Consider the following 12,070-nt stretch of genomic DNA (forward strand, 5'->3'; position numbering starts at 1 on the left):
GGCGCGGTGACTGGCCGTGACTCTAGGCGCAGGTGGGGAACGGCGGGGAGCGCCCAGGTCAGGATGTGACTGTCTTGTTATGCCGACGGGTGGAGACGGTGTGCGCGCGGGGTGCAAACCCGGACGCAACGGTCGGTAGTGCGGTGTTCACATACTGAGAACCCGCAGTTCCGCTAAGGGGCTTGAGGGGATCACGGTCCTGACGGCCCACCTGTGAGGGTCTCCGGATATCGGACACCACCTCATTTGCCAGCGGACGGAGAGCAGGTCGTGTGTCGACCCGGCCATTCCGCTCCCGAATGGCTTGAATGTCACGCAGTGTTACGGCGATCACGGCCGGGATCATGCGCTGGGGGAGGCGCCGGAGGTCCCGGAAGGGGTCGGGGCAGTGGTCCACTCGTCGGGCGGACGCCAGTTCTCCGAGCTCCCCGTCGCCCCCTTCGCCGCCTCGCAACGCCGTCGCGACTCCCGGTCGGCCAGTGCCTCGGCGGCCTTCCGTCCCGCGCGCCGCTCCTCGGCCCGGGCGGCCGCGAGCACCGCGTCGTGGATCTCGTACTGCTCGTTGGAGAGCCCCTTCTGCTCCCAGTCGAGCCCCGCCCACTTGGACCCTTTGAGCGCCTCTTTCACCCAGTACGACACCAGGTTCGCGCAGACGTCGGCGGGCGTACTGGTCCGGGGCGCGGGTGACGGTGCGGGGTGCGGGTCCGGAGCGCGGCCGCAGCCGGCGGACAGGGCGAGCGCGCACCCGGCCAGGGCCGCCGCCAGGGCGGCCCCGACCGGCCGTAAACGTGGGCGTGTCACGGGAGTTGGACGAACGGCTTCAGGAAGTCGCGCGCGCCGGGAGTGTCCAGGCGGTACGTGACGTTCGTGGCGTAACAGGGCGTGTCGCCGGTGATCGTGGTGGCCACGAGGGTCAGCTTCCCGTTCAGCGTCGCGAAGTTGGGGCCGCCCGAATCGCCGTAGCAGGCACCGCCGTTGCCCTGGGGCGCGGTCATGGCGAGCCGGACCCAGGCGTCGTTGAGGGCGTCGAAGGAGACCGGCGCCTTCATGCGGACCCCGCCGCCCGGGTGGGTCTGGCCGCCAGGTCCGCGCTCCGCCTCCTGTGTGCCGTATCCGGACACGAGGAACGCCGTGGAGTTCAGCCCCCGCGGGCCGAGCGCGGCCAGCGCGCCCGCCGTCGGCAGTGTCGCCGGGGTGAAGGACCAGCGGTCCTTCACCGCCTTCGCCGGCAGTTCGATCACCGAGATGTCATGGCTGTCGGAGGCCGGGCCGGGGTAGGCGGGGTGGCTGTGGGCGGTGCCCTCGACGGCCACGCTCCGTGCAACGGCGGCGGGGTCGCCCGAGTGCGCGGCGGCCGCCTGGTCCAGGCCGGCCTGGACGTCCTGGTCGAGCGAGACGTAGAAGCGGACGTTCGCCGGCCAGTCCGTCGTGCAGTGGGCGGCCGTGAGGAAGGTGTCCGCGTCGATCATGGTGCCGGAGCAGACCCAGTCGACCCGGTCGGGCGTCGCCGGGTCGGCGTCGTCGTCCCAGGTCGCGACGAGCGCGCCGACCTCGGTGCGCTCGGGGGCGGGGGCCGCGTTGTACGAGTTGATGGCCGAGGACGGGATCGCGGTGGCGATCACGGCGGCGCAGGCTGCGGCGGTGACGGCGGTCATCGCGGTGGTGGTGCGTACGGCTGTCACGAAGAACCCCTCGATGGGTGAATGGATCAGGTGTTCTCCTGCGGGGAGGTCGCCAGTGAAGCGGCTGCGCCCGCTGCGCGACAAGAGGGCGGAGCCCACGAAGGGGGCGGAGCGCCGTGCGCTCCGCCCCCTTCGCCGTGATCGCCCGCGCGGGCTCCGGTCAGGACCGGCCCGCCGTCGGCAGGTTCCCCGCGTCCTTCGCGTCGATGTCGCGCAGCAGGCACGTCAGCCGCGCCGAGCACACCCGCTTGCCCTGCTCGTCGCTGATCACGATCTCGTACGTGGCGGTGGACCGCCCGCGGTGTACCGGGGTCGCCACGCCGGTCACCAGGCCGCTGCGCACCCCGCGGTGGTGGGTGCAGTTCAGGTCGACGCCGACGGCGATCTTCGAGACCCCGCCGTGCAGCATCGAGCCGACGGAGCCCAGCGTCTCGGCGAGCACCGCCGACGCCCCGCCGTGCAGCAGCCCGTACGGCTGGGTGTTGCCCTCGACCGGCATGGTGCCGACGACCCGCTCGGCCGAGGCCTCCACGATCTGGACACCCATCCGGTTCCCGAGGTGCCCGGCCGAGAAGAGCGCCGGGAGGTCGACGCCCAGCGCCGCGTACTCGTCGATGACCTCCTGCGGGAACTTCACGTGCTGCTGCTCACCCATGGGCCGGCTCCGTTCGTCTTCGTACGGCTGCGTGTCGCGTTCAGGACGCCTGAGCAAACGCTTAGGCGGACTGTGATTGTTCCAGACGCACGATCACGGACTTGCTGGCGGGGGTGTTGCTGATGTCCGCCGTCGACTCCAGCGGGACCAGTACGTTCGTCTCCGGGTAGTAGGCGGCCGCGCACCCCCGGGACGTCGGGTAGTGCACCACCCGGAAGCCGGGCGCCCGCCGCTCGGTGCCGTCCGCCCACTCGCTCACCAGGTCCGCGTACTGCCCGTCGGCGAAGCCGAGCGCCGCCGCGTCCTCCGGGTGCACCAGGACGACCCGGCGGCCGCCCTTGATCCCCCGGTAGCGGTCGTCCAGACCGTAGATCGTGGTGTTGTACTGATCGTGCGACCGGAGCGTCTGCAGCAGCAGCCGGCCCTCGGGCACCTCCGGGTACTCGACGGGGGCGGCCGTGAAGTTGGCCTTGCCGGTCTTCGTGGGGAAGCGGCGCTCGTCACGCGGGCCGTGCGGCAGCGCGAAACCGCCCGGGTCCGCCGCGAGACGGGCGTTGAAGTCCTCGAAACCGGGCACCACGCGCGCGATCCGGTCCCGGATCCGGGCGTAGTCCGCCTCGAACTCCTCCCAGGGCGTGGCCGAGCCCTCGCCGAGCACGGCCCGGGCCGTCCGCGCCACGATCGCCGGCTCGGACAGCAGGTGCGGGCTCGCCGGCGGCAGGTTGCCCCGGGAGGCGTGCACCAGGCTCATCGAGTCCTCGACCGTCACGAACTGCTTGCCACTCCTCTGCACGTCCTTGTCGGTGCGGCCGAGGGTCGGCAGGATCAGCGCGCGCGTGCCCGTCACCGCGTGCGAGCGGTTCAGCTTCGTCGAGACGTGCACGGTCAGCCGCGCGTTCCGCATGGCCGCCTCCGTCACCTCCGTGTCGGGCGTCGCCCCCACGAAGTTCCCGCCCATCGCGAAGAACACCTTCGCCTCGCCGTCGCGCAGCGCCTGGATCGAGCGCACCACGTCGAAGCCGTGGTGCCGCGGCGAGACGATCCCGAACTCCTTGTCCAGGGCGTCGAGGAAGGCCGGCGCGGGGCGCTCGAAGATGCCCATCGTGCGGTCGCCCTGCACGTTCGAATGGCCGCGCACCGGGCACACGCCCGCGCCCGGACGGCCGATGTTCCCGCGCAGCAGCAGGAAGTTGACCACCTCGCGGATGGTCGGCACGGAGTGCTTGTGCTGGGTGAGGCCCATCGCCCAGCAGACGATCGTCCGCTCCGAGGCGAGCACCATCTCCAGGGCCCGCTCGATCTCGGCGCGGTCGAGGCCCGTCGCGGCGAGCGTCTCGTCCCAGTCGGCCGCCTTCGCCGCCGCGGCGAACTCCTCGTACCCGTGGGTGTGTTCGCGTACGAAGTCCTCGTCGACCGCCCCCGCCGTCTCCAGGACCAGCTTGTTGAGCAGGCGGAAGAGGGCCTGGTCGCCGCCGATCCGGATCTGCAGGAAGAGATCGGTGAGCGCGGCGCCCTTGAGCATGCCCTGGGGGGTCTGCGGGTTCTTGAAGCGCTCCAGGCCCGCCTCCGGCAGCGGGTTCACCGAGATGATCCGGGCGCCCGAGGCCTTCGCCTTCTCCAGGGCCGACAGCATCCGAGGATGGTTCGTCCCCGGGTTCTGCCCGGCGACGATGATCAGGTCCGCCCGGTGCAGGTCCTCCAGGGAGACGCTGCCCTTGCCGATGCCGATCGTCTCCGTCAGCGCCGAGCCCGAGGACTCGTGGCACATGTTCGAGCAGTCCGGCAGGTTGTTCGTGCCGAACTCGCGCGCGAAGAGCTGGAGCAGGAACGCCGCCTCGTTGCTCGTCCGCCCCGAGGTGTAGAAGAGAGCCTCGTCCGGGGAGGCCAGGGCCCTCAGCTCCTCCGCGATGATCGAGAACGCCCGATCCCAGGTCACCGCCTCGTACCGCTCGCCGCCCTCGTCCAGGAGCATCGGCTGCGTGATCCGGCCCTGCTGGCCCAGCCAGTACCCGCTGCGGGTCGCCAGGTCCGCCACCGGGTGCGCGGCGAAGAACTCCGGGGTCACCCGGCGCAGCGTCGCCTCCTCGGCGACCGCCTTCGCGCCGTTCTCGCAGAACTCCGCCACATGCCGCTTGTCGCCCTCGGGCCAGGCGCAGCCGGGACAGTCGAAGCCGTCCTTCTGATTGACCTTGAGCAGGGTCCGCGCCGTGCGCCGCAGACCCATCTGCTCCTGCGCGATCCGCAGGGTGTGCCCGATGGCGGGCAGGCCCGCGGCGGCGTGCTGCGGCGGCGTGACCTGCGGTGCGTCCTGGACCGGGTCACCGGCGGGCGGCTTGCTGACCATCGCGCTCTCCCTTGAGCGGTAATCCTCTGGCGTACGTCTCCGATCCTGTCACGCGGCACCGACAACCCGGCACCCCGGCCGGTGTGGACGGGATTGTCAGCGGGCCGTGGCAGGATCGTCGTGTGGCCGAGACAGCATCGAAGAACCCCGTAGACACCCGCCCCCGCCTGCTCCTCATGGACGGGCACTCGCTCGCGTACCGGGCGTTCTTCGCGCTGCCCGCGGAGAACTTCACCACCGCGACCGGGCAGCCGACGAACGCGATCTACGGCTTCGCGTCGATGCTGGCGAACACGCTCCGCGACGAGGCGCCCACACACTTCGCGGTCGCGTTCGACGTCTCCCGCAAGACCTGGCGGTCCGAGGAGTTCCCGGAGTACAAGGCGAACCGCTCGAAGACCCCCGACGAGTTCAAGGGGCAGGTCGAGCTGATCGGCGAGCTCCTCGACGCGATGCACGCGCCGCGCTTCGCCGTCGACGGCTTCGAGGCCGACGACGTCATCGCGACCCTCGCCACCCAGGCCGAGGCCGAGGGCTTCGAGGTCCTCATCGTCACCGGCGACCGGGACTCCTTCCAGCTCGTCACCGACCACACCACCGTGCTCTACCCGACCAAGGGCGTCTCGGAGCTCACCCGCTTCACCCCGGAGAAGGTCCAGGAGAAGTACGGCCTGAGCCCCTCGCAGTACCCCGACTTCGCCGCCCTGCGCGGCGACCCGTCCGACAACCTCCCGGGCATCCCCGGCGTCGGCGAGAAGACGGCCGCCAAGTGGATCAACCAGTTCGGCTCCTTCGCCGAGCTCGTCGAGCGCGCCGAGGAGGTCAAGGGCAAGGCCGGACAGAACTTCCGCGACCACCTGGAGTCGGTCAAGCTCAACCGCCGCCTGACCGAGATGGTCCGGGACGTCGAGCTGCCGAAGACCGTCACCGACCTCGCCCGCGAGCCGTACGACCGCACGGCCGTCGCCCTCGTCCTCGACACCCTGGAGATCCGCAACCCCTCGCTCCGCGAGCGGCTCCTCGCCGTCGACCCGGGCGCCGCCGAGGAGGCCGCGCCCGCCCCCGCCGCGGGCGTCGAGCTCGACTTCACCGTCCTCGGCGCCGGCGAGCTCGCCCCCTGGATCGCCGAGCACGCCGGCGAGCCCCTCGGCATCGCCACCGTCGACACCTGGGCCCTCGGCACGGGGAACGTCAGCGAGATCGCCCTCGCCGCCGCCGGGGGAGCCGCCGCCTGGTTCGACCCCAGCGCGCTCGACGAGGCCGACGAGCAGGCCTGGGCCGCCTGGATCTCCGACCCCGAGCGGCCGAAGATCATGCACAACGCCAAGGGCGCCATGCGGGTCTTCCCCGAGCACGGCTGGAGCATCGCGGGCGTCACCATGGACACCGCCCTCGCCGCCTACCTGGTCAAGCCCGGCCGGCGCTCCTTCGCCCTCGACGCCCTCACCGTCGAGTACCTCGGCCGCGAGCTCGCCCCGGCGGCGGCCGCCACCGACGGCCAGCTCGCCTTCGGCGCCGACGACACCGCCGAGGCCGAGGCCCTCATGAGCCAGGCGCGGGCCGTCCTCGACCTCGGCGGAGCCTTCGACGAGCGGCTCGCCGAGGTCGGCGCCCGCGAGCTCCTCCACGAGGTCGAGCTCCCCACCTCCGTCCTCCTCGCCCGCCTGGAGCGGCACGGCATCGCCGCCGACCGCGACCACCTGGAGGCCATGGAGCAGCAGTTCGCCGGCGCGGTGCAGCAGGCCGTGAAGGAGGCCCACGCCTCCGTCGGCCACGAGTTCAACCTCGGCTCGCCCAAGCAGCTCCAGGAGGTCTTCTTCGGCGAGCTGAACCTGCCGAAGACGAAGAAGACCAAGACCGGGTACACGACGGACGCCGACGCGCTCGCCTGGCTGGCCGGCCAGACCGAGCACGAACTGCCGGTGATCATGCTCCGCCACCGCGAGCAGGCCCGACTGCGCTCGACGGTCGAGGGCCTGATCAAGACCGTCGCCGCGGACGGCCGCATCCACACCACCTTCAGCCAGACCGTCGCCGCCACCGGCCGCCTCTCCTCCACCGACCCGAACCTGCAGAACGTGCCGGTCCGCACGGACGAGGGCCGCGCCATCCGGCACGGCTTCGTCGTCGGCGAGGGCTTCGAGGCCCTCATGACCGCCGACTACAGCCAGATCGAGCTCCGCGTCATGGCCCACCTCTCCGAGGACGAGGGCCTCATCGAGGCGTTCACCTCCGGCGAGGACCTGCACACCACCGTCGCCTCCCAGGTCTTCGGCGTCGAGCGGACCGCCGTCGACGCCGAGATGCGCCGCAAGATCAAGGCCATGTCGTACGGCCTGGCCTACGGCCTGTCCGCGTTCGGCCTCTCCCAGCAGCTGAACATCGACCCGGGCGAGGCGCGGGGCCTGATGGACACCTACTTCGAGCGCTTCGGCGGGGTACGGGACTACCTGCGCCGCGTCGTCGACGAGGCCCGCGCCACCGGGTACACCGAGACGATGCTCGGCCGCCGCCGCTACCTCCCGGACCTCAACAGCGACAACCGCCAGCGCCGCGAGGCCGCCGAGCGGATGGCCCTCAACGCCCCCATCCAGGGCACGGCCGCCGACATCGTCAAGGTCGCCATGCTCAACGTGGACCGCGCCCTCACCGACCGGGGCCTCGCCTCCCGGATGCTCCTCCAGGTCCACGACGAAATCGTCCTCGAACTCGCCCCCGGCGAGCGCGAACAGGTCGAGTCCCTGGTCCGCGAACAGATGTCCGCAGCCGCCGACCTCCGAGCCCCCCTGGACGTCTCGGTAGGCGTAGGCCCGAACTGGGACTCGGCAGCGCACTGACGCCGTTGCGGGGCGGCGCCCCCTGCCGGGCCTAGGGCCTGTCCGGCGGATCAGGCGCGGCCCCGGCCATGATCCGCCGGACAGGCCCTAAGGCTTCCGCGCCCGGACCCGCACCCCGAGGACGATGCCCTCGCGGTGCGGGTCCCCCACCACCGGCAGCGTGTGCGCCACTCGGACCAGTCCAGGCGCGCCACCGCGCCCCCGCTCCCGAAACTGGGGAGCATGATCCCGCGCCGCCGCTCCGCCCTCCCCACCTGGGCCCTCCTCACCGCCCTGCTCGGCGCCTCGGGCACCGCCTGGCCCTGGCCCGCCGAAGCCCACGGGGCACACCCGGCGCCCGCCCTCTGCACCTCGTCCCGCGAGCCGACCCTCGCCGCCCGCCTGTCCCAGGACATCGCGACGGCGCTCAAGGACCGCGAGGGCACGGTCTCCCTCGCGATCCACGACCCCGGGCGCGGCCTGCGCTGCCGGCTCGCCGACACCCTGGCGTACGACTCCGCGAGCATCGCCAAGGTCCTGATCATGCAGGCCGTCCTCGGGCGTGCGGAGGAGCTCGGCCGGGCGCCGACGCGCCTTGAGGCGCGCCGGCTGAAGGCGATGATCACCCGCTCGGACAACAAGGCCGCCACCGAGCTGTGGGAGGGCCTGTCCCGCGCCCGGCTGAACAGGGTGCTGCGGGAGGCCGGAGCCCAGGACACCGTCCTCGGCCGCGGCAACTACTGGGGCCTCACCCGCACCACCGCACGCGACCAACTCGCCCTCCTCGCCGCGGTGTCACGGCGCACCGAGGCGCTGTCCCTGATGGGGCAGGTCGTCCGCTCGCAGGCCTGGGGCGTCACCGCGGGCGCGCCGCGCAGGGTCAAGGTCCACCTGAAGAACGGCTGGCTGTCCCGGGCGACCCACGCGTGGCGGGTGCACAGCATCGGCATCGTGCGCCCGGCGGCACCCACCCCGGAAACGGGCACGGGCACGGGCACGGGCACGAAGACCACCACGGACGCCAACGGGACCACGAACACCGCCACAGACACGAGCACAGAAGCCGGCACGAGCACAGGCACAGGCACCGGTACAGAAACCACCGCAGAAACCGCCGCGGACACCGGCGCGGAGACCCCCGCCGTCGACTACCGGATCGCCCTCCTCAGCCACGACAACCCCACCATGAAGTACGGCGTCCGCACCCTGGAGAGCATCGCCCTCGTCGTGCACCGCAGGCTCTCCGGCGGCGCGGCCGCCCGTGGCTACACCCCGCCGGAGAAGATCACCGAGATTCCGGACGGGAGCGTTCCCGCCGGGGTGCCGGATCCGGGAGCTCCCGGTGGACCGGCGCGGCCGGAGCCGTCCGGGCCCGCGACGATCCGAGGAGCCGCACTCCCGTCCCGTACAGCACGAGCCCGACGGCGAGCCCCGCGCCGGCGCCGAAGCAGGCCGTCGGGATGACGTCGAGGGGCGTCTCGATCCGGCCCCATCCCCAGTACGCGGCCCAGCGCAGCACCCGGTGGGCGACACCCGCGAGGACGCAGCCGCCGATCAGCCCGGCGGCGAGGAGCCGGCCGCGCCGGCCGGGCACCGCCACCCCGGACGGCAGCTCCGTCTCCGGGGCGCCCGAGCGCAGCGCCCGCGCCGTGCACCAGCCGAGGAGGCCGAGGGTCAGCGCCGAACCCCCGTACTGCGCGTAGAGATAGACCGGGAACCCGGCGACGACCTCGCCGAGGACGGGGATCGCACGGGTGCCCCAGCGGTCGAGATGGGTGAAGGAGTCCCAGACGACGTGGGTCGTGGCGCCGAGCACCGCCGAGAGGCAGAACCATCCGGCGAGCGCGGCCGGATGCCGATCCCGCCACGGGCGGCCCCGGACGAGCCCGTACACCCGGCCGCGCCACCGTGCGGGCAGCAGCGCGACGAGCGGCTCGCGCACCGTCAGCCACAGGGCCACGAGCGCGGCGGTGATCAGGACGTCGGCCGTGACGACCCCGACGGGGGAGTGGGTGACGTCCCCGAAGACCATGGCCCCGGGGAACGCGGTCGCGGCGAAGTAGGTCATGTCGGGCGAGAAGGACCCGGCGACGAGGGCGGCCGCGACCAGCGGTCCGCGCGCGGTTCCGTCCCGGCGCAGGGCGGGCAGCACGGCGGCGGCGTGGCTCAGCGTGAACGGCAACGGGAGTTCCCCCAGGGTTCGGGTGATGACGGCGGCCGGAGCGTGTGGCCGCCGGAGTGCAAGAGGGACGAGACGCTCCGGTCGGTTCCCTGACGCACCTGGTCGGCAGGCGGCCAAGAGGTGACGAAACCGTGAAACACGGTCAGGGGCCGGTGTCCGGTGGTCCGGAGTTGGCATAGGGTCGCCTGAGGTCTCACGCGGGGAGCGTGGGACCGCGTCGATGGGGAGGGGACGACGGATATGTCAGCGCACATCGGCCGCCGACTGCGCAGGGGAGCCACCAGCGGTGCGGTGGTGGCCGCGGCGGTCGCGGCGCTCGCCGCCTCACAGGCGCCGGAGGCGACCACGCCGGCCGCGGACAACACCGGCGGGGACCAGGCCGTCGGCGCCGGTGACTCGGCATCGCCGTCCCCGGACGGCTCGGTGACGGGCAATTCCCCGTACTACACGGACCTGCCGCCGCTGACCACGCCCAACAAGCCCGGGGCGGGCACCAGTCTGCCGGTCATCACCGGCCCCGCCGAGGCCGGCATACCCGCGTCCGTCTACGCCGCCTACAAGCGGGCCGAGCTCTCGATACGCTCGACCGACCCCGGCTGCAACCTGCCGTGGCAGGTGCTCGCCGGCATCGGCAAGGTCGAGTCCGGGCAGGCGCGCGGCGGCCGGGTCGACGCCAACGGCACCGCGTCCCCGCCGATCCTCGGCCCCGTCCTCGACGGCGTCGGCTTCGCCAGGATCACCGACACCGACGGCGGCGCCTTCGACGGCGACAGGGTCCACGACCGGGCCGTCGGCCCGATGCAGTTCATCCCGTCCACCTGGGCCACCTGGGGCCAGGACGCCAACAGCGACGGGAAGAAGGACCCGAACAACATCTACGACGCGGCGCAGGCCGCCGGCCTCTACCTCTGCGCGAACGACCGCAACCTCGCGCTCCAGGCCGACCTCGACCAGGCGATCCTCAGCTACAACCACTCCAGGGAGTACCTGAACACGGTCATGTCCTGGGTCGCCTTCTACGAGCGCGGCACCCACCAGATCCCGGACGGCACGGGCGTGCTGCCGGGCTCGCGCAGCGACGGCGGCAACACGGGCAACGGCCTCCACCCGGCCACGCCGCTCCCGACGCACCCCACGACTCCGTCGCCGACCCCGGTCTCGCCGAAGCCGAAGCCCTCGGAGACCAGCCCCGTCACGCCCAAGCCGCCGACGGTCCCCACCAAGCCCCCGGTCACCCCGCCGGTGACGCCGCCCACCCTCCCGCCGGCGGCCCAGGTCGCACGGCTCGCGATCGTGGCCAACGAGGAGCTGACCACCACCACCGGCAGCGCCTTCGCGGGATCCCCGCGGGTCGCGGCGCTCGACGCCTCGGGCAAGCCGGTCTCCGGCGTGAGCGTCCGCTTCGAGATCTTCGGCGCCACCGACACCCGCTTCGCCGGCGGCGGGACCACCGCCACCGTCACCACCGGCTCGACCGGCCTCGCGGCCTCGCCCGTCCTCCGGGCCGGCGAGAAGACGGGCTCCTTCACCGTGAAGGCCACCGTCGTCGGCCGGACCCTGGACGCGGCCAAGTTCGCCGCGACCGTCAAGGAGCGCACGGCGGACACGCTCACGCGGGTCGCCGGCGACCCGCTCACGGCCACGACCGGCAGCTCCTTCGCCCAGGAGATCCAGGTGAAGGCCACCGACAAGGGTGCCCTCGCCCCCGGTGTGACCGTCACCGCGGTGATCGTCACCTCGAAGACGGACCCCAAGGAGAGCACCGAGGGCCCGTCCTTCAAGACCGCGGACGGCACCACGGTCCGTACCGTCACCCTCAAGACCAGGGCGGACGGACAGCTCACCTTCGCCTCCGGCGACCTCCTCGCGGGTGCCACGGCGGGCACGTACTACCTCCAGCTGACCGCACCGGGCGGCGGCACGACCTTCATCGACCTGACGGTCACCGCGCCCGCGACGACGGACCCGCAGCCGACCCCGCAGCCGACCCCGGAGCCGACGCCCTCCGGCAGCGGTACGCCCGAGGCCACCCCCTCGCCCAGCACCTCCCCTTCGGCCTGACGGCCGGGGCCTTCGCGCCCCGCCCCTCCGCGCCGCGATCTCCGCGCCGTCCCCCAGTCCGCACCGGGCGGGGGGACGGCGCTTCGCGTTACCCGGGTGCAACGTGTTCTCATCTCGCGGCCGCGTTGCTACGGTGCCCCCGCCCTGACGACCTATCAGATCGCACCCGGGAGGCCGACCATGCGCGCCCTCGTCGCCGCCGCCATCGGACTCGCCCCAGTCCTCCTCTTCGTCCTGCTCCTCTCCGTGGTCGATCTGCCGCCCGAAGGCCCCACCTCGCCCAAGCCCCTCCTGACCGCCGATCCCGGCGTCAAGAAGTAGGGGGCCGGA

Annotated in this window: 8 protein-coding genes and 1 pseudogene; 4 read left to right on the top strand and 5 right to left on the bottom strand. The window is 72.7% G+C overall.

Annotation, left to right across the window (positions count from 1 at the left end):
- Positions 1 to 342 precede the first annotated feature (342 nt).
- From ACZ7HT_RS23390 to ACZ7HT_RS23405, 4 genes are all read right to left on the bottom strand, one after another.
- The gene (locus ACZ7HT_RS23390) at positions 343 to 801 is read right to left on the bottom strand and encodes a hypothetical protein (protein ID WP_471169022.1); all 459 of its coding nucleotides are present in this window, start codon (positions 799 to 801) and stop codon (positions 343 to 345) included.
- Entirely contained in the window at positions 798 to 1,682 is an 885-nt protein-coding gene (locus ACZ7HT_RS23395) for a trypsin-like serine protease (protein ID WP_471169025.1), read from the bottom strand. Before ACZ7HT_RS23395 ends, ACZ7HT_RS23390 begins: the two co-directional genes overlap by 4 nt.
- Before the next feature lie 160 nt (positions 1,683 to 1,842).
- Positions 1,843 to 2,337, bottom strand: coding sequence for a PaaI family thioesterase (locus ACZ7HT_RS23400; RefSeq protein ID WP_471169028.1), 495 nt, complete (start codon positions 2,335 to 2,337; stop codon positions 1,843 to 1,845).
- A 61-nt stretch (positions 2,338 to 2,398) separates the two neighbouring features.
- Positions 2,399 to 4,681 (bottom strand): FdhF/YdeP family oxidoreductase, encoded by a 2,283-nt coding sequence (locus ACZ7HT_RS23405; RefSeq protein WP_471169031.1) that lies wholly within the window; start codon positions 4,679 to 4,681, stop codon positions 2,399 to 2,401.
- A 122-nt stretch (positions 4,682 to 4,803) separates the two neighbouring features.
- Here ACZ7HT_RS23405 and polA point away from each other — a divergent pair, with 122 nt between their 5' ends.
- Positions 4,804 to 7,518: a DNA polymerase I gene (gene polA / locus ACZ7HT_RS23410; protein WP_471169033.1), complete on the top strand. Its 2,715-nt coding sequence runs from the start codon at positions 4,804 to 4,806 to the stop codon at positions 7,516 to 7,518.
- Positions 7,519 to 8,115: 597 nt separating this feature from the next.
- Positions 8,116 to 8,445, top strand: a pseudogene (locus ACZ7HT_RS23415) (serine hydrolase); the annotation flags it as partial.
- Between the two features lie 337 nt (positions 8,446 to 8,782).
- Here the strand turns inward: ACZ7HT_RS23415 and ACZ7HT_RS23420 are convergent.
- Positions 8,783 to 9,679, bottom strand: a complete 897-nt coding sequence (locus ACZ7HT_RS23420) for a DUF4184 family protein (RefSeq protein ID WP_471169035.1) — start codon at positions 9,677 to 9,679, stop codon at positions 8,783 to 8,785.
- Positions 9,680 to 9,919: 240 nt separating this feature from the next.
- Here ACZ7HT_RS23420 and ACZ7HT_RS23425 point away from each other — a divergent pair, with 240 nt between their 5' ends.
- Both ACZ7HT_RS23425 and ACZ7HT_RS23430 read left to right on the top strand, forming a co-directional pair.
- Positions 9,920 to 11,740: a lytic transglycosylase domain-containing protein gene (locus ACZ7HT_RS23425; protein WP_471169038.1), complete on the top strand. Its 1,821-nt coding sequence runs from the start codon at positions 9,920 to 9,922 to the stop codon at positions 11,738 to 11,740.
- Positions 11,741 to 11,920: 180 nt separating this feature from the next.
- Positions 11,921 to 12,061: an SPW_0924 family protein gene (locus tag ACZ7HT_RS23430; protein WP_116161564.1), complete on the top strand. Its 141-nt coding sequence runs from the start codon at positions 11,921 to 11,923 to the stop codon at positions 12,059 to 12,061.
- The last annotated feature ends 9 nt before the right edge of the window (positions 12,062 to 12,070 follow it).

Source organism: Streptomyces sp. NPDC037410 (assembly GCF_055602235.1).

Excerpts from the sequence above, each read along its gene's own strand:
- ACZ7HT_RS23425 (WP_471169038.1), top strand. The coding sequence starts at position 9,920 with ATGTCAGCGCACATCGGCCGCCGACTGCGCAGGGGAGCCACCAGCGGT.
- ACZ7HT_RS23405 (WP_471169031.1), bottom strand. The coding sequence starts at position 4,681 with ATGGTCAGCAAGCCGCCCGCCGGTGACCCGGTCCAGGACGCACCGCAG.
- ACZ7HT_RS23400 (WP_471169028.1), bottom strand. The coding sequence starts at position 2,337 with ATGGGTGAGCAGCAGCACGTGAAGTTCCCGCAGGAGGTCATCGACGAG.
- ACZ7HT_RS23430 (WP_116161564.1), top strand. The coding sequence starts at position 11,921 with ATGCGCGCCCTCGTCGCCGCCGCCATCGGACTCGCCCCAGTCCTCCTC.